The 24,797-nt window shown below is 60.3% G+C and carries 21 protein-coding genes and 1 tRNA gene; 16 read left to right on the forward strand and 6 right to left on the reverse strand.

The annotated features are described in order from the left end of the window. Positions 1–61 precede the first annotated feature (61 nt). The 3 genes from rpoD to KSS91_RS26330 all read left to right on the forward strand — a co-directional run bounded on the left by rpoD (position 62) and on the right by KSS91_RS26330 (position 5,871). Positions 62–1,909 (forward strand): RNA polymerase sigma factor RpoD, encoded by a 1,848-nt coding sequence (gene rpoD, locus KSS91_RS26320; protein ID WP_007980239.1) that lies wholly within the window; start codon positions 62–64, stop codon positions 1,907–1,909. A 123-nt stretch (positions 1,910–2,032) separates the two neighbouring features. After that, positions 2,033–5,779 carry an EAL domain-containing protein gene (locus tag KSS91_RS26325; protein WP_217836524.1) on the forward strand — a complete coding sequence of 1,249 codons (3,747 nt, stop codon included), beginning with the start codon at positions 2,033–2,035 and terminating at the stop codon, positions 5,777–5,779. A gap of 15 nt (positions 5,780–5,794) precedes the next feature. Beyond that, positions 5,795–5,871 (forward strand) — tRNA-Ile (locus KSS91_RS26330). Positions 5,872–5,945: 74 nt separating this feature from the next. Here KSS91_RS26330 and KSS91_RS26335 read toward each other — a convergent pair. Then, on the reverse strand, positions 5,946–6,251 hold the full coding sequence (locus KSS91_RS26335) for an XRE family transcriptional regulator (RefSeq protein WP_008051594.1): 306 nt from the start codon (positions 6,249–6,251) through the stop codon (positions 5,946–5,948). Then, positions 6,244–6,609: a type II toxin-antitoxin system RelE/ParE family toxin gene (locus KSS91_RS26340; RefSeq protein WP_102674224.1), complete on the reverse strand. Its 366-nt coding sequence runs from the start codon at positions 6,607–6,609 to the stop codon at positions 6,244–6,246. The genes KSS91_RS26335 and KSS91_RS26340 overlap by 8 nt, the downstream gene beginning before the upstream one ends. Positions 6,610–7,187: 578 nt before the next feature. Between KSS91_RS26340 and KSS91_RS26345 the strand changes: the two genes are divergently transcribed. The 3 genes from KSS91_RS26345 (at position 7,188) to KSS91_RS26355 (ending at position 8,597) form a co-directional block, all read left to right on the forward strand. Next, complete coding sequence (locus tag KSS91_RS26345) at positions 7,188–7,508, forward strand: DUF3077 domain-containing protein (protein ID WP_217836525.1); 321 nt, start codon at positions 7,188–7,190, stop codon at positions 7,506–7,508. 68 nt (positions 7,509–7,576) lie between these two features. Beyond that, positions 7,577–8,179 carry a nucleotidyltransferase domain-containing protein gene (locus KSS91_RS26350; RefSeq protein ID WP_217836526.1) on the forward strand — a complete coding sequence of 201 codons (603 nt, stop codon included), beginning with the start codon at positions 7,577–7,579 and terminating at the stop codon, positions 8,177–8,179. Further along, positions 8,169–8,597: a hypothetical protein gene (locus KSS91_RS26355; protein ID WP_217836527.1), complete on the forward strand. Its 429-nt coding sequence runs from the start codon at positions 8,169–8,171 to the stop codon at positions 8,595–8,597. Before KSS91_RS26350 ends, KSS91_RS26355 begins: the two co-directional genes overlap by 11 nt. 16 nt (positions 8,598–8,613) lie before the next feature. Here the strand turns inward: KSS91_RS26355 and KSS91_RS26360 are convergent, their stop codons facing one another. Both KSS91_RS26360 and KSS91_RS26365 read right to left on the reverse strand, forming a co-directional pair. After that, positions 8,614–9,294, reverse strand: a complete 681-nt coding sequence (locus KSS91_RS26360) for a zinc metalloprotease (RefSeq protein ID WP_217838476.1) — start codon at positions 9,292–9,294, stop codon at positions 8,614–8,616. 194 nt (positions 9,295–9,488) lie between these two features. Further along, the gene (locus KSS91_RS26365; RefSeq protein ID WP_217836528.1) at positions 9,489–11,843 is read right to left on the reverse strand and encodes a glucose/quinate/shikimate family membrane-bound PQQ-dependent dehydrogenase; all 2,355 of its coding nucleotides are present in this window, start codon (positions 11,841–11,843) and stop codon (positions 9,489–9,491) included. Between the two features lie 185 nt (positions 11,844–12,028). Between KSS91_RS26365 and KSS91_RS26370 the strand changes: the two genes are divergently transcribed. From KSS91_RS26370 to KSS91_RS26415, 10 genes are all read left to right on the forward strand, one after another. Then, positions 12,029–12,490, forward strand: coding sequence for an Lrp/AsnC family transcriptional regulator (locus tag KSS91_RS26370; protein ID WP_007980298.1), 462 nt, complete (start codon positions 12,029–12,031; stop codon positions 12,488–12,490). Between the two features lie 230 nt (positions 12,491–12,720). Continuing rightward, complete coding sequence (locus KSS91_RS26375; RefSeq protein WP_217836529.1) at positions 12,721–14,403, forward strand: flavin monoamine oxidase family protein; 1,683 nt, start codon at positions 12,721–12,723, stop codon at positions 14,401–14,403. A 12-nt stretch (positions 14,404–14,415) separates the two neighbouring features. After that, the gene (locus KSS91_RS26380) at positions 14,416–15,210 is read left to right on the forward strand and encodes a carbon-nitrogen hydrolase family protein (protein ID WP_217836530.1); all 795 of its coding nucleotides are present in this window, start codon (positions 14,416–14,418) and stop codon (positions 15,208–15,210) included. A 38-nt stretch (positions 15,211–15,248) separates the two neighbouring features. Further along, entirely contained in the window at positions 15,249–17,678 is a 2,430-nt protein-coding gene (gene pqqF, locus KSS91_RS26385; RefSeq protein ID WP_217836531.1) for a pyrroloquinoline quinone biosynthesis protein PqqF, read from the forward strand. A gap of 160 nt (positions 17,679–17,838) precedes the next feature. Next, the gene (gene pqqA / locus KSS91_RS26390) at positions 17,839–17,913 is read left to right on the forward strand and encodes a pyrroloquinoline quinone precursor peptide PqqA (RefSeq protein WP_003444522.1); all 75 of its coding nucleotides are present in this window, start codon (positions 17,839–17,841) and stop codon (positions 17,911–17,913) included. A gap of 81 nt (positions 17,914–17,994) precedes the next feature. Next, positions 17,995–18,906, forward strand: coding sequence for a pyrroloquinoline quinone biosynthesis protein PqqB (gene pqqB, locus KSS91_RS26395; protein WP_217836532.1), 912 nt, complete (start codon positions 17,995–17,997; stop codon positions 18,904–18,906). 129 nt (positions 18,907–19,035) lie between these two features. Further along, the gene (pqqC, locus tag KSS91_RS26400) at positions 19,036–19,788 is read left to right on the forward strand and encodes a pyrroloquinoline-quinone synthase PqqC (protein WP_007993179.1); all 753 of its coding nucleotides are present in this window, start codon (positions 19,036–19,038) and stop codon (positions 19,786–19,788) included. Next, entirely contained in the window at positions 19,785–20,060 is a 276-nt protein-coding gene (gene pqqD / locus KSS91_RS26405; protein ID WP_015097086.1) for a pyrroloquinoline quinone biosynthesis peptide chaperone PqqD, read from the forward strand. Before pqqC ends, pqqD begins: the two co-directional genes overlap by 4 nt. Beyond that, positions 20,032–21,204: a pyrroloquinoline quinone biosynthesis protein PqqE gene (pqqE, locus tag KSS91_RS26410; protein ID WP_217836533.1), complete on the forward strand. Its 1,173-nt coding sequence runs from the start codon at positions 20,032–20,034 to the stop codon at positions 21,202–21,204. The genes pqqD and pqqE overlap by 29 nt, the downstream gene beginning before the upstream one ends. Beyond that, the gene (locus KSS91_RS26415; RefSeq protein ID WP_217836534.1) at positions 21,170–22,996 is read left to right on the forward strand and encodes a S9 family peptidase; all 1,827 of its coding nucleotides are present in this window, start codon (positions 21,170–21,172) and stop codon (positions 22,994–22,996) included. The genes pqqE and KSS91_RS26415 overlap by 35 nt, the downstream gene beginning before the upstream one ends. Before the next feature lie 145 nt (positions 22,997–23,141). Here KSS91_RS26415 and KSS91_RS26420 read toward each other — a convergent pair whose 3' ends face one another. Both KSS91_RS26420 and KSS91_RS26425 read right to left on the reverse strand, forming a co-directional pair. Continuing rightward, the gene (locus KSS91_RS26420; RefSeq protein WP_003228885.1) at positions 23,142–23,300 is read right to left on the reverse strand and encodes a YqaE/Pmp3 family membrane protein; all 159 of its coding nucleotides are present in this window, start codon (positions 23,298–23,300) and stop codon (positions 23,142–23,144) included. A 206-nt stretch (positions 23,301–23,506) separates the two neighbouring features. Beyond that, positions 23,507–24,790, reverse strand: a complete 1,284-nt coding sequence (locus KSS91_RS26425) for an aspartate aminotransferase family protein (protein ID WP_217836535.1) — start codon at positions 24,788–24,790, stop codon at positions 23,507–23,509. Between the last annotated feature and the right edge of the window lie 7 nt (positions 24,791–24,797).

The raw sequence follows: 24,797 nt of genomic DNA on the forward strand, positions 1-24,797 counted from the left end.
AGCTCAGGTATAATCCTCGGCTTGTTTTTTGCCCGCCAAGACCTTCAGTGGATAGGGTGTTATGTCCGGAAAAGCGCAACAGCAGTCTCGTATCAAAGAGTTGATCACACTTGGTCGTGAGCAGGGCTACCTGACTTACGCGGAGGTCAACGACCACCTGCCGGAGGATATTTCAGATCCGGAACAGGTGGAAGACATCATCCGCATGATCAATGACATGGGGATCAACGTATTCGAGGTTGCGCCAGATAAGGATTCCCTTATGCTGGCCGACGCCGATACCGACGAAGCCGCAGCCGAAGAGGCCGCTGCAGCGTTGGCTGCGGTCGAGACCGACATTGGTCGCACTACCGACCCGGTGCGCATGTACATGCGCGAAATGGGTACGGTGGAGCTCCTCACACGTGAAGGCGAAATTGAAATCGCCAAGCGTATTGAGGAGGGCATCCGTGAGGTGATGAGCGCAATCGCGCACTTCCCTGGCACGGTTGATCATATTCTCTCCGAGTACACCCGCGTCACCACCGAAGGTGGCCGCCTGTCCGACGTCCTGAGCGGTTATATCGACCCGGACGACGGCATCGCGCCGCCTGCGGCAGAAGTGCCGCCACCGATTGACGCGAAAGCCGTCAAGGCGGATGACGACACCGACGACGAAGACGGTGAAGCCTCGGATGACGAGGAAGAAGCCGAAAGCGGTCCGGATCCGATCATCGCCGCCCAGCGTTTTGGCGCTGTGGCCGATCAGATGGAAATCACCCGCAAGGCGCTGAAAAAGCACGGTCGTCACAACAAGGCAGCGATTGCCGAGTTGCTGGCCCTGGCCGACCTGTTCATGCCGATCAAACTGGTACCGAAGCAATTCGAAGCCCTGGTCGAGCGTGTTCGCAGTGCCCTGGATCGCCTGCGTCAGCAAGAGCGTGCAATCATGCAGCTCTGCGTTCGTGATGCGCGCATGCCGCGTGCAGACTTCCTGCGCCAGTTCCCGGGCAACGAAGTCGACGAAAGCTGGAGTGACGCCCTGGCCAAAGGCAAAAGCAAATACGCTGAAGCCATTGGCCGCCTGCAGCCGGACATCGTCCGTTGCCAGCAGAAGCTGACCGCGCTGGAAACCGAAACCGGTTTGACCATCGCCGAGATCAAGGACATCAACCGTCGCATGTCGATCGGTGAGGCCAAGGCCCGCCGCGCGAAGAAAGAGATGGTTGAAGCCAACTTGCGTCTGGTGATCTCGATCGCCAAGAAGTACACCAACCGTGGCCTGCAATTCCTCGATCTGATCCAGGAAGGCAACATCGGCTTGATGAAAGCGGTAGACAAGTTCGAATACCGCCGCGGCTACAAGTTCTCGACTTATGCCACCTGGTGGATCCGTCAGGCGATCACTCGCTCGATCGCCGACCAGGCCCGCACCATCCGTATTCCGGTGCACATGATCGAGACGATCAACAAGCTCAACCGCATTTCCCGGCAGATGCTGCAGGAAATGGGTCGCGAACCGACCCCGGAAGAGCTGGGCGAACGCATGGAAATGCCTGAGGACAAGATCCGCAAGGTATTGAAGATCGCTAAAGAGCCGATCTCCATGGAAACCCCGATCGGTGATGACGAAGATTCCCATCTGGGTGACTTCATCGAAGACTCGACCATGCAGTCGCCAATCGATGTTGCAACCGTTGAGAGCCTTAAAGAAGCGACTCGCGAAGTGCTGTCCGGCCTCACTGCCCGTGAAGCCAAGGTACTGCGCATGCGCTTCGGTATCGACATGAATACCGACCACACCCTCGAAGAGGTTGGTAAACAGTTTGACGTGACCCGCGAGCGGATTCGTCAGATCGAAGCCAAGGCGTTGCGCAAGCTGCGCCACCCGACGAGAAGCGAGCATCTGCGCTCCTTCCTCGACGAGTGATCACAGAACCCCCGGCCCAGGCCGGGGGTTTTGTTTTATGGCAGATTAATATCTCCACACCTCCCCTCCGCCCTGTAGCCCGTCTACACTCGAAACATTCCCCAGAGCCATAACGAGACCGTTATGCCCAGACTGCCGACCGTGCTTTTTTTGCTGTCGCTGATGACCTGGACCGCAACGGCTGGCGCGCTGACTCTAACTGAGGATGAACGTAGCTGGCTGGCGGCTCACCCGGACTTGCGCCTGGGTGTCGATGCGTCGTGGCCGCCCTTCGAGTTTCGCGACGATGAGGGCCGCTACCAGGGCCTTGCCGCGGATTACATCGAGGTCATTCGCCAAAGGCTGAAAACCCGGCTCACACCCATCGAGCCAGTGAGCTGGACCGCCGTCCTGGACCAAGCCAAAAAGGGCAAAATCGACCTGCTGCCGGGCATCATGTCGACCCCGGAACGCCAGAAATACCTGTCGTTCACCCGCCCCTATCTGGATTTTCCGATCGTCATCCTGGCCCATGTCAGGGGCGCCCAGCCACACAACCTGCAAGACCTGTATGGCCTGAAAATCGCCGTGGTGGAAAACTACGCTCCCCACGAACTGCTGCGCACCCACAATCCCGACCTGAACCTGGTGGCGATGCCCAACGTCAGCTCGGCGTTACAGGCGCTGGCCACGGGTGCAGTGGATGCGGTGGTGGGCGACTTGGCGTCCAGCGTCTGGAGCCTGCGCCAGCTCAAGCTCGATGGGCTGTATGTCAGCGGTGAAACCCCCTATCGCTATCAACTGGCCATGGCCGTACCCCGCAACAACGCAATCCTCGTCGGCATTCTCGACAAAGTCCTGGCGGACATGAGCCCCGCCGAAATCAGCGCCATTCAGGAGCATTGGGTCGGTAACGTCATCGATCATCGAACATTCTGGAATGACCTGCTGGTGTATGGCCTGCCCGGATTGCTGCTATTGACCCTGGTGCTGGCGGCGGTTATCCGCATCAACCGCCGCTTGAGTTCGGAAATCGCCCGCCGGGTCGATCTTGAACAGGAACTGCGCAGCAGCGAGTACCACTACCGTGGCCTGGTAGAGAGCCTGTCGGCCATCGCCTGGGAAGCCAAGGTCACCGACTACACCTACAGCTACGTATCGCCCCACGCCGAAGATCTTCTTGGCTACCCCCTCTCCCACTGGCTGATTCCGGGCTTCTGGCGCAACATCATTCACCCCGCCGACCTGACTCGTGCCCAGACTTTCTGCGATCACGAAGTGCTGGCCGGGCGCGATCACCGCCTTGATTACCGGGTGATCACCGCCGACGGGCGCTGCCTGTGGGTGCGCGACATCGTCAGCCTGATCGAACACGGGCAAGAGCCGGTGTTGCGCGGGCTGATGATCGACATCACCGACGCCAAGCGCACCGAAGAAGCGCTGCGCCTGTCGGAACAGAAATTCGCTTCCGTGTTCCAGCAATGCCCTGACATTCTGGTGATCGCCCGCCTGAGCGACGGTTGCCTGCTGGAGGTCAACGAAGCGTTCGAAGAACAGATCGGCCTCAAAGCCGAGGACGTCATTGGACTGACCGCCACCGACCTGAACATCTGGGGGATTCCCGGCGTTGGACCGGGTCTGTTGCAACGCTTGCAGGCCGGCAGCATCCGCAACCTGGAAATGCCCTTTCGTCGCAGCAACGGCCAGGTGTTCACCGGGCTGATCTCCGCCGAACCGTTCGATCTCGACATGACACCGGCGCTGGTGGTCGTGGTGCGGGACATCACCCAGCTCAAGGAAACCCAGCAACAACTGCAAACGTCCGAAGAAAAGTTCGCCAAGGCTTTCCACGCGTCCCCCGACGGCCTGCTGCTGTCGCGGCAAAGTGACGGTTTGCTGATGGAGGTCAACGAGGGTTTCAGTCGCATCACCGGATTCAACAGTGCCATGTCGGTGGATCGTTCAGTGCTGGACCTGGGGATCTGGGTCAATCTCAATGAACGCAAACAAATGCTCGACCTGCTGCATCGGGACGGTTTTGTCCGCGACTTCAGTTGCCATATCCGCCGCAGCGACGGGCAGATCCGCCTCTGTGAAGTGTCCAGCCGTCCGCTGCCGATCGGCGATGACGACTGCATGCTGACCATCGCCCGGGACATCACGGAGCGGCACCTGATGCAGGAAAAACTGCAACAGGCCGCCACCGTATTCGAAAGCACCGCCGAAGGCGTGTTGATCACCGATACCCAACAGCACATCAGTGCGGTCAACCGTGCCTTCACCGAAATCACCGGTTACAGCGAAAGCGAAGCGCTGGGCCACACGCCCCGTCTGCTCGCCTCAGGCCTGCATGACAGCGCGTTCTACGCGGCCATGTGGCATCAATTGACTGCCGAAGGTCATTGGCAGGGCGAGATTTCCAATCGGCGCAAAAATGGCGAGCTGTACCCAAGCTGGCTGACCATCAGCGCCGTGCGCAACCGCGACAAGTTCATCACCCACTTTGTCGCGGTATTCGCCGACATCTCCAGCCTCAAGCATGCCCAGGCCAAACTCGACTACCAGGCGCACCACGACCCGCTGACCGGCCTGCCGAACCGCACGCTGTTCGAAAGCCGCCTGCTGACGGCACTCAACAACCAGCAGGAGAACGGCGGCCAGGGCGCCGTGCTGTTCCTTGACCTTGACCGCTTCAAGCACATCAACGACAGCCTCGGCCACCCGGTGGGCGACCTGCTGCTCAAGGGCATTGCCGCACGTCTCAAGGAGCAGTTGCGTGACATCGACACCGTGGCACGCCTGGGCGGTGACGAGTTCATTATCCTGCTGCCGGGCCTGCAACAACCCAGTGATGCCGACAACATCGCCACCAAATTACTCAATTGTTTCGCCGCGCCGTTCCAGGCCGGCGAACACGAGTTTTTCATCAGCGCCAGCATTGGCACCAGCCTCTATCCCAAGGATGGTTGCGACGTTGCCACGCTGATCAAGAACGCCGACGCGGCGATGTACCGCTCCAAGGCCAAGGGCCGCAACCGCGTCGAAAGCTACACCCGCGACCTCACCGCCCAGGCCAGCGAACGCGTGGCGCTGGAGCACGAACTGCGCCGCGCCATCGAACGCAACGAGTTGCACCTGTGCTACCAACCGAAAATCAGCCTCGACGACTACAGCCTGGTCGGCGCCGAAGCCCTGATCCGCTGGCGCCACCCGACCTTTGGCGACGTGCCGCGGGAACACTTCATCCCGCTGGCTGAAGAAAACGGCATGATCCTGCAAATCGGTGACTGGGTCCTGGAAACCGCCTGCCGCCAGATGGCCGAATGGCACCGCCTGTACGAAAGCCCCGGCCCACTGTCGGTCAACCTTGCCGGCGCCCAATTGCGCCAGCCCAACCTGCTGGGTCGTATCGAGCAGTTACTCAAGGACAACGGCCTCAACCCCGGATTCCTGCAACTGGAAATCACCGAAAACTTCATCATGAGCCAGGCCGAAGAAGCACTGGCGGTATTGCATCAACTCAAACATCTGGGCGTGCAACTGGCCATCGATGACTTCGGCACCGGCTACTCGTCCCTGAGCTACCTCAAGCGTCTGCCGCTGGACATCCTCAAGATCGACCAGTCCTTCGTCCGCGGCCTGCCGGACGACCCCCACGATGCGGCGATCGTACGCGCCATCATCGCCCTCGGACGCAGCATGCAATTCACCGTGATTGCCGAAGGCGTCGAGACCCAGGCGCAACAGCAATTCCTCGCCGCCGAGGGCTGCGAACAGATCCAGGGCTACATCGTCAGCCTGCCCTTGCCCCCCGACGAATTCGCCGCGACGTTTCTTCGTACAACCGTAATGGCTTTTTCGGATAGCACAGCCGCGAAACCGTCGCTATAATCCGCGACCTACTGAGGGCCTATAGCTCAGTTGGTTAGAGCAGAGGACTCATAATCCTTTGGTCCACGGTTCAAGTCCGTGTGGGCCCACCAAACAAGAAAGCCGCGCATTGCGCGGCTTTTGCGTGTCTGGATAGACCGAAACAGTAGAGCCATTTTTTAATCGTTCAGTTGGCAAAGTTCTCGATCTTTACCTGGCCCTCGGGGAAAGTGGCGATGATTTCCAGCTCGCCACCCATGGCGCGGATGTAGTTGCGCAAAGTACTGATGTACATGTCCGTTCGCCGCTCCATCTTGGAGATCGCCGCCTGGTTGACATGCAGTGTCCTGGCCAGTGTGTCCTGACTCAACGCTTGCGCCTGACGCAACTCGTGCAACGGCATTTGAGCTCGTAGCTTCTGATGCAAGGCCTCGACACGCGCTTGAGACTCTGGAGAGCGACGTGCCACCAAATCAGCAAATTTTTTAGCCATTGTCATAACCCTCTTTCATCAATGTCTCCAAGTGCTCGTCGTAGAGACGCTCGGCCAGCGGCACGTTTTCCGCATACCAACGCTCCTGGCCGGTTTTATCGCCGCCAATCAGCAGGATCGCGCTGCGCCGTGGATCAAACGCGTACAGCACACGGTACGGCCTGCCAGCGTGCTGTACCCTTAACTCACGTAGGTTCCCATGCCGTGAACCCTTGATATCGCTGGTGTGTGGAAAACCCAAGTGTGGGCCATCCTCGCCCAGCAACATCACCGTGGCCTGAACCGAGTCCTGTTCGGCCTCGTTCAGGCGATCCCACCAGGCCTCAAATTCATCCGTGTATTCGACGTCCCATTTCATACAAATATGCCACCAAAGGAATATAACCTCAAAGGAATAAATGTATGAGCTTCAGAGGTGCCCAACCACCCTGATTCCCCTGTCAATTGTTAACGACGGTTACTGGCGGCGGTTGCCGTTTCGCCAATGGCTTCAGTGCCCTCATGACAACGCAGGAACCAGGCGTTTGGCGCAACGACTCAAAGGATGCACCGGCCTGGAAAATCACTCGTCGTGCCAGTCTTCGTTTACTGAGGGTGTCGAAATATCGGATGACGCCTTAGGACCTTGTAGGCAAACTCCGAATCTTGCTGTTGGGCACTTTGCCGCCTTGTTGTGCTTTTCTTCGACGGGATAGTCTCCGGACGTCGCTGAGCATTCAGCGATCGGGCTTGGAAACCCGTCGGATCACAGCGCAACAGCATCCCCACCACAATTCCAGACGTTTTTGACGACTGCGAACTCTGTGTTATGGCAGCTGTGCGCGGGACGCCTTTGGGCGTGCCGGATCTTTGGTCCCCGGTTTCCAACCTGCGCACAGCCGCCACCCACTCGCTTGGAAACGAACGTGGCGACTCCTCTAACGCTGGAGTATGACCATGACCAAAACAGATTCGCCCGCACCTTCAGAACTGAAAACCATTGGCTTCACGCCCTTCCTGTTTCTCTCGGACCAACCACTGTTCCACGTCTGTCGCAACGTCCCCATCATCGACGCCCTGGCCCAAGCCTCCGATCTGCTATTTCTCGCAAAGTCCCTCACCGTGGACGCTGCCTACGCTCAGGACTCCGACCGTCACGCCTGGGCCGCGCATTACCTGACGACAATGAGCAAAGCGCTGATCGATGATGTGTTAAAGGTGCTGACGCGGCGGCCTGTTCAAACCAGAAAGGAAGCAGCCCCATCGAAAAACACATAATCACGGCAGAGTTGAAAATTCCCAAAAAGGGACCTATCGTTCCCTTTTTGGGACTTATAGAGCCGACCATGCCTGCCATCCCGCTCAGCGATGCTCTGTTTACCGCCACCCAGCAAAAAGTGCTGGGCATGCTTTATGGCAAACCGGATCAGAGCTTCTATGCCAATGAAATATCCCGCTGGGCGCAGGTCGGCAAGGGCAGCCTGATGCGTGAGCTGGAGCGCCTGCATGGCGCAGGCATTCTCACCATGAGTCGGCGGGGTAATCAGACGCACTACCAGGCCAACCCTGAGTGCCCCATCTATGCAGAACTGCTGGGGATAGTGCGTAAGACTTTTGGCATTGCAGAGCAGCTGCGTGCAGCCTTGTCTCCACTGTCTGATCAGTTGGTATGGGTATTTATCTACGGCTCCATTGCCAAGGGTAACGAGCATGCAGGCAGTGACATTGACCTGATGCTGATTGGAGAAAACCTCAGCTACGGCGACTTGATGGAACGGGTACTGCCCGTAGAGGAACAGCTTGGCCGCACCATTAACCCAACGCTCTACACCCTGGCCGACTGGCAAACCAAGAAGGCGGCCGGCAACAGCTTTGTCGTGCGGGTTGAACAACAGGACAAAATTGATTTGATTGGCCGCAACCCAGCAGAGGTAGCCGATGGGCAGTAACGAAAATCTGGAGAACCTAGTGCGTAGCGGTGGCCTCAAAGCCGAACCGCCAGATCGCAAGGAATGTGAAGGTCTGCTGAGATCGGCCACGGACCGTTTGAAGGATGCTCACAGTTCGGCGCTGTCCTTCGCCAGTCGCTTCGACCTCGCCTACAACGCCGCCCATGCCCTGGCACTGACGGCCATGCGTCTGCAGGGCTTTCGCTCTGACCGTCGTTATCTAGTCTTTCAGTGCCTTGTACATACTCTCGGCCTGAACAAAATCCAGGTACGCCTGTTCGTACTTTGTCACGAGCGCCGCAATCTGGCTGAGTACGAAGGTTATATGGATGTGGACGAAACCCTTCTGGCTGAACTGTTGGCGGCGACTGATGTACTGTTGCCACTGGTGCAAGACGCTATGCTCGCAAGCAAATAACGCATTCGACCCTTCGTTATTTCGAGTGCTGAACGGCGTCACTGCAGTTGTCAGTCCAAATACGTAACGAAGGGATGGCCTTCACCGCCCGCTGCCGTTCCAGCATCGGCCCGGTGAACACCACCTCATACGTATCCGCCGCCCGCCCCCATTGCTCTACAAGAGCCATACCGTCCACCAGCGCCCCTGCCAATTCGGCAATCGTCTCGGCCTGCTCCTCGATGATTTTTTGCGTCCGCAACCACACCCGATCAGTCATCGCCTTAAGCTCCGCCGTTATTCGCTCACCCGATGCTGGATCGGTATCGGGGTAGACGATGTTGCGCAACAGATGCTGAAGCTCTCTGATTTTTGCGTAGTCCTGTTCTGCCCCCTGCTCGCCTTTGAGGATGGCGGTGGCTTTGGGCTTGTCGACGCGTTTTGCGGCTGAAGGTTTTGAGGGGAGTGTCTGCGCCATGGCGCCCGCCAGGAGCACCATCATCCGGGCTTCCAGATGCTCCTTCATGGCATCTATCGACGAAATTGGCCGCACCAGCGTAATGGAGGCCCCGCCCTGGTGGCGCAAATCCCTGGTCACGGCCAGAGTCACGCCGCCCGTTTCAAACCCCAGGACGCGGGCCACCACGTAGTGCCCCATTTCGTGATGGGCGATCTGCAATGCGCGGTCGCGTACAGCGGCAGGCAGGTTCGTCGTCATGTCCATTGCCTCGGATCCTTCGTTCTCGTATTCGACTACGAGTGACTGTCGCTGTCCATCCTGTCGCCCCGCACAATCATGTAGGAGCGAGCCTGCTCGCGATGAACTTGAACGCGCCGCGACCATTCAGACAGCACGCGTTATCGTTAACGTCCATCGCGAGCAAGCTCGCTCCTACAAGGGTCCGCAATGTCTTAATCAGGCAAAGCGTAGGCAATCACATAATCCCCACGATCCGTCGACTGACGCGCACCGCCCACCGTCAGCAGGATGTACTGCCTGCCGGTTTTCGGTGAAACGTAGGTCATCGGCCCGGACTGGCTGCCCACCGGCAAACGCGACTTCCAGATTTCGTTGCCGTTGCCGGTGTCGAAGGCGCGCAGGTAGAAGTCCTGGGTGCCGGCGAAGAACAGCAGGCCCGACTGGGTGGCGAGCGATGCGCCGAGGGTCGGCATGCCGATCGGGATCGGCAGGTGCATGCGGATGCCCAGCGGGCCGGTGTCCTGTACGGTGCCGACCGGGACTTGCCACATCAGTTTGTGGGTCTTGAGGTCGATGGCCGACATGGTGCCGAAGGGTGGCTTCTGGCACGGAATGCCAACCGCCGAGAGGAAGCGCTCGCGCATGGCGCCGAACGGCGTGCCTTCCTGCGGCACCACGCCCATTTCAATGCCGCTGGCCCCGGCTTTGATCTTGTCGCGCGGGATCATGTAGTTGGCCAGGCCCAGGCGCATGTCGTTGACGAACATGTAGTTCGTGTTCGGATCAACCGAAACGCTGCCCCAGTTCATGCCGCCCAGCGAGCCCGGGAATTGCAGGGCGCGGTCCATGCCCGGCGGGGTGTAGACACCTTCGTGGCGCATGCCTTTGAACTGGATGCGGCACATCAACTGGTCAAACGGCGTGGCGCCCCACATGTCGGACTCGGTCAGGGTCTTGTTGCCGATTGACGGCATGTCGACCGAGAACGGTTGGGTTGGCGAATAGCGCTCGCCGGGAACCTTGCCTTGCGGCACCGGGCGCTCTTCGACGCGGGCAATCGGCACGCCGGTTTCGCGGTTGAGCAGGAAGATCTCGCCCTGTTTGGTGACTTGCGCCAGGGCTGGCTGGGTGCCGCCCTTGTCGTCCGGCACGTCGTACAGCAGCGGTTGCGCCGGCAGGTCGAAGTCCCACAGGTCGTGGTGAGTGGTCTGGAAGTGCCAGCGCACCTGACCGGTTTTCACGTCGATGGCGACGATGGACGAGCTCCAATTATCGTCGAACTCGGTGCGTTGACCGCCGAAGAAGTCTGGCGTTGCGTTACCGGTCGGCAGGTACACCAGACCGAGTTTGGTGTCGTAGGACATGGCCGACCACACGTTTGGCGTGCCACGAGTGTAAGTCTCACCGGCCGGCGGACGTTTGCTGGTGTTCGGATTACCCGGATCCCACGCCCACACCAGTTCACCGCTGCGCACGTCGTAGGCACGCACCACGCCCGGCGGTTCGCCGGTGGAGTAGTTGTCGGCCACGCGGCCACCGACGATCACCACGTCCCCTGCGACCAGCGGAGTCGAGGTTTGCTGGTAGTAACCGGGCTTCACTTCGCCCATGTCGGTGGTCAGGTCGACGGTGCCCTTGTTGCCGAACTCTTCGCAGGGCTTGCCGGTGTCGGCATTGATGGCGATCAGACGGGCATCACCGGTCGGCAGAAACAGACGTTTCGTACAGGCGGTTGGCTGATTGTCCGAAGACGCCGGGGTTTCGGAGTAGCCCAGGCCGCGGCATCGCTGCCAGTTGGGCGCGGTGCCTTGCGGGTCGAACTTCCAGCGCTGGGCGCCGGTGTCGGCATCCAGGGCGAAGACTTTGCCGTAGGCGGTGCAGGTGTAGACCGTGTCACCGATCTGCAGCGGGGTGTTCTGGTCTTCGGCGCCGGCACCGGTGCTTTGCGGGATATCGCCGGTACGGAAGGTCCAGGCGACCTGCAACTTGTCGATGTTGCCTTTGTTGATCTGGTCCAGCGCAGCAAAGCGGTTGCCGGCGGTGGTGTTGCCCCAGTGCGCCCAGTCTTTCTGCTCGGTGCCCGGCAGGACCGGCGTGACCGCAGGTTCAACGGAGGCCTTGACCACGTGGGTCGGCACGAACATGTAGGCCATCGTCGCTACAACGCCCGCACCCAGAATGCCGGCCAGACCGTAGGCGCCACGCCCGCCGGTCGCGCCCGAAGCGCGGACCAGGGTCGGATAGATCAGCGCCACCACCAGACCGATCACGGCGAAGGTCAGCACCCGCGAGACCAGCGGCCAGTATTCAAGACCGGCATCCCATACCGCCCAGATCGCGGTGAAGACCAGCGCCACACCATACAGCCAGGCGCCCAGCGGCTTGCGACGGGCAATCAACAGGCCGGACACCAGCATCGCCAGGCCCATCAGCAGGAAATACCAGCTGCCGCCCAGCGCAACCAGATAGCCGCCGCCACCCGCCAGACCGAGCCCGATCAGTGCAATCAGCACACCCAGCCCCGCCAGCAACCATTTGCTGCCGGCGGCAGCCCCAGAATTGTTCATGTCGGACATTTTCCCCATTTGTGACAAGGTCGGAATAATGTACTAACTGGTTACTTATGGCAATTTGTCGCAGGCAGAAATGTCATGAACGGTACTGAGGCCAGATCAGGGATCCGTCGCGAGCGTCCTACAGAATCTGCCTGTAACATGCTTGCGCACCGATCCATGCCGCTGGAGATAACCCTTTGCCTGACACTCGCCCGCCCGTTCTCGACGAAATCGACCGCCAGTTGATTGCAGCCCTGCAGATCAACGCCCGTGAGAGCGTGGCCATGCTCGCCCGGCAACTGGGCATCGCCCGCACCACCGTCACCTCGCGCCTGGCGCGGCTGGAAAAGGCCAAAGTGATCACCGGTTACGGCGTGCGCCTCGGGCAGCGGGTGGTGGATGGCGGGTTGCAGGCGTATGTCGGAATCACGGTGCAACCGCGTTCCGGCAAGGAGGTGTTGCGCCGCCTGAGCGCGATGGCGCAGGTACAGCAGTTGTGTGCGGTGAGTGGTGAATTTGATTATGTGGCGTGGTTGCGCACCGATTCGCCGGAGCAGCTGGATCAGTTGCTGGATCAGATTGGCAGTGTGGATGGGGTGGAGAAGACCACGACGTCGATCATCTTGAGCAGCAAGATTGATCGGGGGCAGCCGGTTTGAGTTTGTGCCGGGGTTTAGGTGGTGTCTGTTCGGGCCTCTTCGCGAGCAGGCTCGCTCCCACAGGGGTTCACATTGTCACCTTGAAGTATGAACTCGTCATATCGACCAATAAAATGGCAAAACGACGACACTTTGCGTCTTATTAACGTGTTCTGTGCTCTCTAGAATGGCTGGCATCTTTTCCTATACTCAGATCCGCATTGCGCGTCGGGTCGCCAGCAAGGTCAGCCATGAACAAGAACAATCGCCATCCTGCAGACGGTAAAAAACCAATCACCATTTTCGGCCCGGACTTTCCCTTCGCCTTCGACGACTGGATCGAACACCCGGCCGGGCTGGGCAGCATTCCCGAGCACAATCACGGTGCCGAAGTGGCGATTGTCGGCGGCGGGATTGCCGGTCTGGTGGCCGCGTATGAGCTGATGAAGCTGGGGCTGAAACCGGTCGTCTACGAAGCCTCGAAAATGGGTGGCCGTCTGCGCTCCCAGGCATTCAACGGCGCCGAAGGCATCGTGGCCGAACTGGGTGGCATGCGCTTTCCGGTGTCGTCCACCGCGTTCTATCACTACGTCGACAAGCTCGGCCTGGAAACCAAACCGTTCCCCAACCCGCTGACGCCTGCGTCGGGCAGCACGGTCATCGACCTCGAAGGCCAGACCCATTACGCACAGAAGCTGTCAGACCTTCCTGCGCTGTTCCAGGAAGTGGCTGACGCGTGGGCCGACGCCCTGGAAGCCGGTTCGCAGTTCTCGGATATCCAGCAAGCCATTCGCGACCGCAACGTGCCGCGCCTCAAGGAACTGTGGAACACCCTGGTGCCGCTGTGGGACGACCGCACCTTCTATGACTTCGTCGCCACTTCCAAAGCCTTTGCCAAGCTGTCGTTCCATCACCGCGAAGTGTTTGGCCAGGTCGGTTTCGGCACCGGCGGCTGGGACTCTGACTTCCCGAATTCGATGCTGGAAATCTTCCGCGTGGTGATGACCAATTGCGACGATCACCAGCACCTGGTGGTCGGCGGCGTGGAACAGGTGCCACAAGGCATCTGGCGCCATGTTCCGGAGCGTTGCGCGCACTGGCCGGCCGGCACCAGTCTCAGCTCCCTGCACAGCGGCGCGCCACGCACCGGCGTGAAGAAGATTGCCCACGCACCGGGCGGCCGTTTCGCCGTCACCGACAACTGGGGCGACACCCGCGAATACGCCGCTGTGTTGACCACCTGCCAGAGCTGGCTGCTGACCACCCAGATCGAATGCGACGAAACCTTGTTCTCGCAAAAGATGTGGATGGCCCTGGACCGCACCCGCTACATGCAATCGTCGAAAACCTTCGTGATGGTCGACCGCCCGTTCTGGAAGGACAAGGATCCGGAAACCGGCCGCGACCTGATGAGCATGACCCTCACCGATCGCCTGACCCGTGGCACCTACCTGTTCGACAACGGCGATGACAAGCCAGGGGTGATTTGCCTGTCGTACTCGTGGATGAGCGACGCGCTGAAAATGCTCCCGCACCCGGTGGAAAAACGCGTGAAACTGGCGCTGGATGCACTGAAGAAGATCTACCCGAAAGTCGACATCGCTGCGCGGATCATCGGCGATCCGATCACAGTGTCCTGGGAAGCCGACCCGCATTTCCTCGGCGCGTTCAAAGGCGCACTGCCCGGTCACTACCGCTACAACCAGCGCATGTACGCGCACTTCATGCAGGACGACATGCCGGCAGAACAGCGCGGGATCTTCATCGCTGGCGACGACGTTTCGTGGACGCCAGCCTGGGTTGAAGGCGCGGTTCAGACCTCGCTCAACGCGGTGTGGGGCATCATGAAACACTTCGGCGGTGCAACTCACGCCGAGAATCCGGGTCCAGGAGATGTGTTCAACGAGATCGGACCGATCGCCCTGCCCGAGTAAGAGGAATCCGAAATGCGCGTAGCCCTTTACCAATGTCCACCGTTGCCGCTGGATGTCGCCGGCAACCTGCAACGCCTGCAACAACTGGCGCTGGAGGCAAAAGGCGCGGACCTGCTGGTGCTGCCGGAGATGTTCCTGACCGGCTACAACATCGGCGTCGATGCCGTCAGCGTACTGGCGGAGGTGTACAACGGTGAGTCGGCGCAGCAGATCGCACGCATTGCCAAGGCAACCGGGATTGCCATCTTGTATGGCTATCCCGAGCGCACCGAGGACGGGCAGATCTACAACGCCGTGCAGTTGATCGACGCCAATGGCGAGCGCGTGTGCAACTACCGCAAGACGCACTTGTTCGGCGACCTCGATCACTCGATGTTCAGTGCCGGTTCCGACGAGTTTCCCATCGTTGAGCTCAACGGTTGGAAACTCGGTTTCCTGATCTGCTACGACCTGGAGTTTCCGGAAAATGCCCGACGCCTGGCCCTGGGCGGCGCCGAGCTGATTCTGGTGCCGACCGCGAACATGATTCCGTTCGATTTCGTCGCCGATGTCACCGTGCGTTCCCGCGCCTTCGAAAACCAATGCTATGTGGCTTACGCCAACTACTGTGGCCATGAAGGCGACATCCACTATTGCGGCCAGAGCAGCATTGCTGCGCCGGATGGCAGCCGTATCGCTCAGGCGGGACTGGATGAATCGCTGATTGTCGGTGAGCTGGATCGACAGTTGATGGTCGATTCCCGGGCCGCCAATCGCTACCTGATCGATCGTCGTCCCGAGCTTTACGGCGAGCTGAACAAGTCCTAATCCGCTAGCATTGGCACTTCACTGTTCTGGAAGTGCCCATGCCTGCGCTGAATCACCCTCGCCCCCACACTGAAACCCTGGCCAACGGCTTGCGGGTGACGCTGCGTCATGCCCCGAATTTGAAGCGTTGCGCAGCAGCATTGCGGGTCGCCGCAGGCAGCCATGATGTGCCGCTGGCGTGGCCCGGACTGGCGCATTTTCTTGAGCATCTGCTGTTTCTGGGGACTGAGCGTTTTCCTGCCGGGCAAGGGTTGATGGCCTACGTCCAGAGTCATGGCGGCCAGATAAACGCGCGAACCAGCGAGCGCACCACGGACTACTTTTTCGAACTGCCACCCCAGGCATTTGCCGGTGGGCTGGAGCGTCTGTCAGACATGCTCGCCCATCCGCGTATGAATCCGGACGATCAGCAGCGGGAACGGGAAGTGCTGCAGGCGGAATTTGTCGCCTGGTCGCAGGATGCGGCAGCGCAGCAGCAATTTGCGCTGTTCGACGGACTGTCAGAAGCACATCCGCTTCGCGGTTTTCATGCCGGCAATCGCGCCACCCTGCCTGTAGAGCAGCCCGAGTTTCAGCAGGCGTTGCAGGATTTTTATCAGCGGTTTTACCAGACCGGGCAGATGACGTTGAGCCTGGCCGGACCGCAAAGTCTCGAAGAGCTAAGGACCTTGGCTGAAGCGTTTGGTAACGTCATCGCCAAGGGAGAAAGCATTGAGCAACACGCTCCCGTGCCCCTGATGTCGACCTCAGAAAGAAGTTATCAACAGGCTGAAGAACAGCGACTGGATTGGCTGTGCGCCCTCGAATCGCTGCCCGATTCTTGCGCCGAGGCGCTGGCATTCTTGTGCCACTGGCTGAATTCGGCAAAACCCGGGGGCTTGTCGGCGGATCTGCGCGAGCACGGGCTGGCCGATCACCTGAAAGCCCAGTTGCTCTACCAATTCGCAGGACAAGCCTTGCTGCATATCGAGTTCACCTTGCCGGCCAATGGGTTGCCGACCGGGATTCTCGAACGCCTGATGGACTGGCTGAGCTTTTTTGCCCAGCAGGACTGGACCCGGTTGCGCGAAGAATACGCCACCCTGCACCAGCGCCAGCAACAGGTCAGCAGCGCCTTGCAATTGGCCCGACTGGACAGCGAACAACACGAAGTCGGGTTATCTGGCCAAGGCGTTACAGCGCTCAAGCAAATCCTCAATCAAATCGGCGCTGTGGATAACTTCAGTGGCCCATGGCAGTTGCCCGCACCCAACCCGTTCCTGCGCACCGAAGCACCAGCGTCCAACGCCGGATTGATTCGTGGCCAGACCAGCGCCCACCGCGGCCTGCGTACCTTTGCCCAGGATCGCTCGCGAAGCCGTCGTGAACGTTCGCCGATGCAATTCAGCCAGGTATTGCCGGACAACAGCGCGGAAGGTGCGATTTATTTGCGCTGGCGTCTGGACTCGAGTCCCGCCAGTGCCCTTCAATCCCGACTGGAAAATAACCTGCAACCGCTACGCGAAGACGCGCGTCAGGCCGGTGTGGATTTTTCCTTCAGTGCGTCGGGCAACGAATGGCTGCTGAAAATGACCGGACTGCAGGAGCCGATGCCCACCGTTCTGGAGCATGCGCTGAAAGAGCTGACACAACCTGACGCCGCAGTCTCACAAGCCACGCACGCGAGCGTTGCGCTGATCCCCATTCGACAACTGCTCAAGGCATTGCCCGATCACTGCCTTGCGCACACCGCGAACACGGACGACGCGCAGCAACTTTGGTCGAGTGCACGCTGGGATGGCCTGGCGATTGGCCTGTCCGCCCAGACTCAAGCGGCCATGGGCCTGGCCTTGAGCCGTATTCCCGGCACGCCGGACAATCAATTGACCCCACCGCCAACCATCTCGTCACAACGCCTGTGGAGCGCCGTCGATAGCGATTCCAGCGAGCACGCACTGCTGCTGTTTTGCCCTGCCGTGACCGGAGAATTGGCCGACGAAGCCGCGTGGCGTCTACTTGCGCACTTCTGTCAGACGCCGTTCTACCAGCGCCTGCGCGTGGAGTTGCAACTGGGCTATGCGGTGTTCAGCGCCCTGCGCCAGATTCACGGGACAACCGGATTACTGTTCGGTGTGCAATCACCGAACGTAGCGCCGGCAGATCTGCTGCAGCACATCGAGCAGTTCCTCAGCGATGTGCCAATGCTGATCAATGCCCTCGACGACAAATCGTTCATCGCCCAGCGCCAGGCCTTGGCCGAGCAATTTTCCCTTGCTGCGTTGCCCACTGCCCAGACTGCGGAATTGCTTTGGCAGGGCAAACTGCGCGGCCGCTCGTCGGATTTTCTGACGCAATTACCCGAGGCAATCCTGCTGATCGGGCGATCCGAACTGCTGGTTGCAGCACAACGATTGAATAAGGCCGAGGGCGGTTGGCATTGCCTGGCGAACAGCCCTGCACCGGGCACTCCATGGCAAGCGGCAAAATGATCATTACCGGGGCGGTAAGGAGCTTTCTCAAAGTTTCACGGGCAATCTCTTTGAGATTTTGAGTAACATAGCAACCTAACTATCTGGAACATCTCTGACTCGAGGTGGACTATACCTATAGCTAGCGCTGTCCCACCCCCCACTAAAAGGAGTTCAATTCATGGCCTGGACCAAACCTGCCTACACCGACCTGCGTATCGGCTTTGAAGTCACCATGTACTTCGCAAGCCGCTAATCTCTGCCTTGGCAGATGTGCAGCACAACGCCTCGGTTATCCGAGGCGTTTTATTTTCAGCGTTGAAATGATGGAGCGTCCATGTTTGTCCAGATTCTAGGTTCCGCCGCCGGCGGCGGCTTCCCCCAGTGGAACTGCAACTGCGTGAACTGCGCAGGCTTTCGCGACGGCAGCCTGCGGGCCAAGGCGCGGACGCAGTCGTCCATCGCGATTTCCGATGACGGTGTTAACTGGGTGCTGTGCAACACCTCCCCGGACATCCGCGCCCAACTCCAGAGCTTCGCCCCGATGCAGCCGGGCCGCGCCCTGCGTGATACCGGGATCGGCGCGATCATCCTGATGGACAGCCAGATCGACCACACCACCGGCCTGCTCATGCTGCGCGAGGGTTGCCCGCATCAGGTCTGGTGTACGGATATGGTCCACGAAGACCTGAGCACCGGTTTTCCGCTGTTCACCATGCTCAACCACTGGAATGGCGGGCTGACCTGGAATCGCATCGAACTCGACCAGAGCTTCAGCGTACCGGCCTGCCCGAACCTGCGCTTCACCCCGCTACCTTTGCGCAGTGCCGCGCCGCCCTACTCGCCGCACCGCTTCGACCCGCATCCGGGCGACAACATCGGCCTGATCGTCGAGGACCGGGGCACTGGCGGCAAACTGTTCTACGCACCGGGCCTGGGCAAGGTGGATGCAGCGCTGCTGGAGATCATGGCCGGCAGCGATTGCCTGCTGGTCGACGGCACTCTGTGGGATGACGATGAAATGCAGCGTCGTGGCGTAGGCACCCGCACCGGTCGGGAGATGGGCCACCTGGCGCAAAACGGCCCCGGCGGCATGCTCGAAGTGCTGGAGCAACTGCCCACGCAACGCAAGGTGCTTATCCACATCAACAACACCAACCCGATTCTCGATGAAGATTCGCCCGAGCGCGCGGAGCTGGATCGGCGCCAGGTTGAAGTGGCGTATGACGGCATGAGTATTGTGCTGTAGCTGAGGGCCCCTTCGCGGGCAAGCCCGCTCCCACATTTGAAATGCATTCCATTGTGGGAGCGGGCTTGCTCGCGAAGGCGTCCGACCAGACACCAAAGATTTCAACGGTTGTTCCCCCGGAGAACCCCGATGACCGACACCCCAATGTCCCCCGCCGAATTCGAAGCGGCCCTGCGCGCCAAGGGCGCCTACTACCACATCCATCACCCCTACCATGTGGCGATGTACGAAGGCCGGGCTACCCGCGAGCAGATCCAGGGCTGGGTCGCCAACCGTTTCTACTATCAGGTGAACATTCCCCTGAAAGACGCGGCCATTCTGGCTAACTGCCCTGACCGCGAGATCCGCCGCGAGTGGATTCAGCGCCTGCTCGACCACGACGGCGCGCCCGGTGAAGACGGCGGCATCGAAGCCTGGCTGCGTTTGGGCCAAGCCGTCGGCCTCGACCCGGACCAGTTGCGCTCCCAGGAACTGGTACTGCCCGGCGTGCGCTTCGCCGTGGACGCCTACGTCAACTTCGCCCGCCGCGCCAGCTGGCAGGAGGCCGCCAGCAGCTCGCTGACCGAACTGTTCGCCCCGCAAATCCACCAATCGCGCCTGGACAGCTGGCCGCAGCATTACCCATGGATCGACCCGGCCGGATACGAGTATTTCCGCACACGCCTGGGTCAGGCACGGCGTGATGTCGAGCACGGCCTGGCGATCACGTTGCAGCACTACACCACCCGCGAAGGCCAGGAGCGCATGCTGGAAATTCTCCAGTTCAAACTGGACATTCTTTGGAGCATGCTCGATGCCATGAGCATGGCCTACGAACTGAAACGCCCGCCGTATCACAGCGTGACCGGAGAACGGGTCTGGCACAAAGGAATCACCTTATGAGTTTCGATCGCAGCAAGACCCCGACCTGGCGTCCCGGCTACCGCTTCCAGTACGAACCGGCGCAGAAAGGCCACGTGCTGCTGTACCCGGAAGGCATGATCAAGCTCAACGAAAGTGCCGCACTGATCGGTGGCTTGATTGACGGTGAACGGGATGTCGCGGCGATCATCAATGAACTCGACCAACAGTTCCCCGGCGTACCCGAGCTCGGTGACGACATCGAGCAATTCATGGAGGTAGCCCGTGCGCAGCACTGGATCGAACTTGCCTGATTCATCAGTGCAAGTGCCGCCAAAACCGGAAGTCGGCCTGCCGCTGTGGCTGCTCGCCGAGCTGACCTATCGCTGCCCGCTGCAATGCCCGTACTGCTCCAATCCGCTGGATTTCGCCGAGCAGGGCAAAGAGCTGAGCACTGAACAGTGGATCAAGGTGTTCCGTGAAGCGCGGGAAATGGGCGCGGCGCAACTGGGCTTTTCCGGCGGTGAACCGCTGGTGCGCCAGGACCTCGCCGAGCTGATTACCGAAGCCCGAAAACTGGGTTTCTACACCAACCTGATCACCTCCGGCATCGGCCTGACCGAGCAGAAAATCAGCGATTTCAAGAAGGCCGGCCTCGATCACATCCAGATCAGTTTCCAGGCCAGCGACGAGCAGGTGAACAACCTGCTGGCCGGCTCGAAAAAGGCCTTTGCACAGAAACTGGAAATGGCCCGGGCGGTGAAGGCCCATGGTTATCCGATGGTGCTGAATTTTGTGACCCATCGGCACAACATCGACCAGATCGACCGCATCATCGAGCTGTGCATCGCACTGGAAGCGGACTTCGTCGAACTCGCCACTTGCCAGTTCTACGGTTGGGCGCAACTTAATCGCGTCGGGCTATTGCCGACCCGGGAGCAACTGGTGCGCGCCGAACGCATCACCAATGAATACCGCGCCAAACTGCAAGCCCAAGGGCATCCGTGCAAGCTGATTTTCGTCACCCCGGACTATTACGAAGAACGCCCGAAAGCCTGCATGAACGGCTGGGGCAGTATTTTTCTGACGGTCACGCCAGACGGAACCGCCCTGCCCTGTCACGGCGCCCGACAGCTGCCGGTGCAGTTTCCCAACGTACGCGACCACAGCATGCAGCACATCTGGTACGACTCGTTCGGCTTCAATCGCTTTCGCGGTTACGACTGGATGCCCGAGCCGTGTCGCTCCTGTGACGAGAAAGAAAAAGACTTCGGCGGCTGCCGCTGCCAGGCGTTCATGCTCACCGGTGATGCCAGCAATGCCGACCCGGTGTGCAGCAAGTCGCCACAACACGGCGTGATCCTCAAGGCTCGCGAAGAAGCCGAACACGCGACCCAGACCATCGACCAACTGGCCTTTCGCAATGAACGAAACTCACGCCTCATCGCCAAAAGCTGAACCTTTCAGCGCTGCCAAAGCCGTGGCTGCCGGTATCGACTTTGCCGAACTGCAGGTCGGTCGGCAGGGCCTGTTCTGGAACGAGTACCGCCCCGAAGACGCGGCGTGCCGGATCTGGCATTGGCGTAAGGGCACAGCGAAATGCCTGACACCGCCGGGGTTCAGCGTGCGCAGTCGGGTGTACGAATATGGCGGTGGAGCCTTTTGTCTGACGGACGACGGCATCGTTTTCGTCAACGAGACTGACCAGCAGTTGTATCGACAATCACTGCAAGACGAAGCGCCCGAAAGACTGACGTCCGGTGCGTGCCGTTATGGCGATCTGCAGTTCGCCAACGGGCAAGTGCTGGCGGTCGAGGAGCATCGCGATCAACACCGACTGGTGGCAATTGATCTGTTGGGTGGCGCACGCCACCTGCTGGCCGAAGGTGCTGATTTTTACGCGGCACCGACGCTGAGCCCTGATGCCCGGCGCCTGGCCTGGATCGAATGGAGTCGCCCGGATCAGCCATGGACAGCAACCCGCTTGATGGTTGCCGAACGCCTCGCCCATGGCGGGTTTGCCGAGGCTCGTTGTGTGGCGGGCGACGGTGCTCAAGAGTCGGTGCAACAGCCACGGTTTGATGCCGACGGTCGCTTGTACTGCCTGACGGATCGCGCCGGTTACTGGCAGCCATGGGTGGAATCCGGGAAAGGCCTGAGCCCATTGCCAAGTGCCAACGCCGACCACGGCCCCGCGCCCTGGCAACTCGGCGGCAGTACCTGGTTGCCGCTGGGCAACGACAGCTATCTGGCCAGTTGGACCGAGGGCGGGTTTGGCCGATTGGGCATAGGCGGCAACTCCTGCGCCGACTTCACCGGCCACTACAGCCGCTTCCGCCATCTCGCCGTGGATGGGCAGTTCATTTATTGCATTGCAGCGTCACCCGTCAGTTCAACCGCCGTCATCGCCATCGACCGTCAGAGCCGGCAAGTGAGGTTACTGGCTGGCGGCATCGCACCGCTTGCTCCGGAACGGATCAGCCGCCCGCAGACCTTGCGCTACCCCAGTGGCTCAGGCGAAGCACACGGCTTCTTCTACCCGGCAATGACCGGCGAGGCGAAACCGCCACTGGTGGTGTTCATCCATGGCGGCCCGACGTCGGCGTGCTACCCGATGCTCGATCCACGCATCCAGTTCTGGACACAGCGGGGCTTCGCCGTGGCCGACCTCAACTATCGCGGCAGCAGTGGTTATGGCCGGGCCTATCGTCAGGCGCTTCATTTGAGCTGGGGGGATGTGGATGTCGAAGACGCTTGCGCCGTGGTCAGTTACCTCAACGAACGGGGCCTGATCGACGGCGACAAGGCCTTCATTCGCGGCGGCAGCGCCGGCGGCTATACAACGCTTTGCGCCTTGGCGTTTCACAACGTGTTCTGTGCCGGAGCCAGTCTGTATGGGGTCAGTGACCCGGTAGCGCTGGGGCGCGCGACCCACAAATTCGAAAGCGACTATCTGGACTGGTTGATCGGCGATCCTCTGCTGGACGCCGAACGCTATGCCGCCCGCACTCCGCTGCTGCATGCCGGCAACATCCGCGTGCCGATGATCTTCTTTCAAGGAGAACAGGATGCCGTGGTCGTCCCGCAACAGACCCGCGATATGGTCGCGGCGCTGCGGGACAACGGTATTCCGGTCGAAGCGCATTACTACGCGGACGAACGCCATGGCTTTCGCAAGGCCGGCAATCAGGCCCATGCGCTGGAGCAGGAGTGGTTGTTTTATCGGCGGGTGATGGATTCAGTGGACTGAAGTCCGCACTCATTGCCGAAACCGTGGCGCCCCCTTCGCGGGCAAGTCGGATCGCCGCACCGCCGCTCCCACAGGTTCTGTGGCGTGCACAAATCCTGTGGGAGCGGGCTTGCTCGCGAAAGCGGCCGACCTGCCGCCGCGAAATTCAGCGCTTGGCGATGATGTACACCGCATGCACGATCCCCGGAATGTAACCGCACAACGTCAGCAGAATATTCAGCCAGAACGCTCCGCCGAATCCTACTTGCAAAAACACACCCAGCGGCGGCAACAGGATGGCGATGATGATGCGAATAAAGTCCATGGGGCAGCTCCTGATTGGGGGTGGGCTCGTTCGAGCCCTACAGCTAATCGACCGGTACCGTTTGTCAGGGTTCAGTCCCTCTATTCCCAAGCTCCGCCCTTTCGTTGAATTTCGCAGACAAAAAAACGCCCCACACCAAAAATGTCGGGCGTGAGGCGTGCGTATTACCGCGAGACGGTTCGGGAATGTGTGCAGGGCACGTCGGATCAGACGGCAATCCCTTTGCGGCACTGCAATTGCGCGGTGCGTACTCGGGAGAAGGCGCGCGCCAGGCGCAGGAGCATTTCATCGATGTTGGCGTTGCTGACATTCAGCGCAGGGGTAAAGCGCAGGCAGTCGGGTTGCGGGGCATTGAGCAACAGGCCTTCGTAGAGCGCGGCCTTGACGACCGCGTCAGCGGAATCGTCCGACAGCGTCAGCCCCCAAAGCAGCCCTTGTCCGCGCAACTCGCCGTGATCATATCGATGGGCCAAACGCCCCAAGCCTTCACGCAGGTGCTGACCGGCTTCCGTGACGTGCTTGAGGAAAGCCGTGTCCTGCACCGTATCGAGCACCGAAAGCCCCGCTGCGGTCATCAGTGCATTGCCATGATGGGTACCGGTCATCTCGCCGGGTTCGAAACAGCAAGCCTTGCCCCGTGCCAGCAGCGCGGCCAATGGCACGCCGCCGCCCAAACCTTTGCCGAGCACGACGATATCCGCCGTGACCCCGCAGGACTGCTCCGCGAGCAAGGTGCCACAACGGCCGATGCCGGTTTGCACTTCGTCGAAGATCAGCAAAATGCCGAGTTCACGGCACAGGCGTTCGACGCCCTTGAGGTAATGCGCGGTGGCCGGGATCACACCGGCTTCGCTCTGGATCGGTTCGAGCATGATCGCGACGGTCCGTTCATCCACGGCCGCATGCAATGCCGGAAGGTCATTGAACGGGACATGGCTGAAGCCCGGCAGTTGCGGCTCGAATCGGTTGGCCAATGTCGAACTGTCCGACGCCGACATCGTCGCCAGGCTACGGCCATGGTTACCGTTGTTGGCCACAATGATTCGCGACGCACCGCCGCGATGCTGTTGACCCCATTTGCGCGCCAGTTTTATCGCCGCCTCACAGGCTTCGCTGCCGGTATTGAGCAGGTAGGCCTGATCACTGCCGGTGCTGGCACACAGACGCTCGGCAAGACTGAGCGTGCCGCGGTTATGCAGGCCAAAACCCGGATTGATCAGCCCTTGAGCCTGGGCAGTAATGGCGTTGACCAGTACCGAGGGGCTGTGACCAAGGCTGTTGGCCCCACCGCCCTGGGAAAAATCCAGGTACGCACGGTCATCGCTGTCCCACAGCCATGAACCCTGGCCGCGCACAAACACCTGTTTCGGCCGCTCGACACCGGGCATCAAGTACTCGCTGGAAAGACTATTGCCTGTGGAAGGCAGGGAGGCGTCCATGACCAGATCATCAAGACTGGGAGGACTGCGACGCAGACTGAACAGATTCATCCGAAAA

Origin of the sequence: Pseudomonas azerbaijanorientalis (assembly GCF_019139795.1) — a bacterium.
GTDB lineage: Bacteria > Pseudomonadota > Gammaproteobacteria > Pseudomonadales > Pseudomonadaceae > Aquipseudomonas > Aquipseudomonas laurylsulfatiphila.

Excerpts from the sequence above, each read along its gene's own strand:
- KSS91_RS26340 (WP_102674224.1), bottom strand. The coding sequence starts at position 6,609 with ATGAAATGGGACGTCGAATACACGGATGAATTTGAGGCCTGGTGGGAT.
- pqqF (WP_217836531.1), top strand. The coding sequence starts at position 15,249 with ATGCCTGCGCTGAATCACCCTCGCCCCCACACTGAAACCCTGGCCAAC.
- KSS91_RS26345 (WP_217836525.1), top strand. The coding sequence starts at position 7,188 with ATGACCAAAACAGATTCGCCCGCACCTTCAGAACTGAAAACCATTGGC.
- rpoD (WP_007980239.1), top strand. The coding sequence starts at position 62 with ATGTCCGGAAAAGCGCAACAGCAGTCTCGTATCAAAGAGTTGATCACA.
- KSS91_RS26375 (WP_217836529.1), top strand. The coding sequence starts at position 12,721 with ATGAACAAGAACAATCGCCATCCTGCAGACGGTAAAAAACCAATCACC.
- KSS91_RS26360 (WP_217838476.1), bottom strand. The coding sequence starts at position 9,294 with ATGACGACGAACCTGCCTGCCGCTGTACGCGACCGCGCATTGCAGATC.
- pqqD (WP_015097086.1), top strand. The coding sequence starts at position 19,785 with ATGAGTTTCGATCGCAGCAAGACCCCGACCTGGCGTCCCGGCTACCGC.
- KSS91_RS26325 (WP_217836524.1), top strand. The coding sequence starts at position 2,033 with ATGCCCAGACTGCCGACCGTGCTTTTTTTGCTGTCGCTGATGACCTGG.
- pqqC (WP_007993179.1), top strand. The coding sequence starts at position 19,036 with ATGACCGACACCCCAATGTCCCCCGCCGAATTCGAAGCGGCCCTGCGC.
- KSS91_RS26420 (WP_003228885.1), bottom strand. The coding sequence starts at position 23,300 with ATGGACTTTATTCGCATCATCATCGCCATCCTGTTGCCGCCGCTGGGT.
- KSS91_RS26415 (WP_217836534.1), top strand. The coding sequence starts at position 21,170 with ATGAACGAAACTCACGCCTCATCGCCAAAAGCTGAACCTTTCAGCGCT.
- KSS91_RS26365 (WP_217836528.1), bottom strand. The coding sequence starts at position 11,843 with ATGAACAATTCTGGGGCTGCCGCCGGCAGCAAATGGTTGCTGGCGGGG.
- KSS91_RS26425 (WP_217836535.1), bottom strand. The coding sequence starts at position 24,790 with ATGAATCTGTTCAGTCTGCGTCGCAGTCCTCCCAGTCTTGATGATCTG.
- KSS91_RS26335 (WP_008051594.1), bottom strand. The coding sequence starts at position 6,251 with ATGGCTAAAAAATTTGCTGATTTGGTGGCACGTCGCTCTCCAGAGTCT.
- KSS91_RS26355 (WP_217836527.1), top strand. The coding sequence starts at position 8,169 with ATGGGCAGTAACGAAAATCTGGAGAACCTAGTGCGTAGCGGTGGCCTC.
- KSS91_RS26380 (WP_217836530.1), top strand. The coding sequence starts at position 14,416 with ATGCGCGTAGCCCTTTACCAATGTCCACCGTTGCCGCTGGATGTCGCC.
- KSS91_RS26350 (WP_217836526.1), top strand. The coding sequence starts at position 7,577 with ATGCCTGCCATCCCGCTCAGCGATGCTCTGTTTACCGCCACCCAGCAA.
- pqqB (WP_217836532.1), top strand. The coding sequence starts at position 17,995 with ATGTTTGTCCAGATTCTAGGTTCCGCCGCCGGCGGCGGCTTCCCCCAG.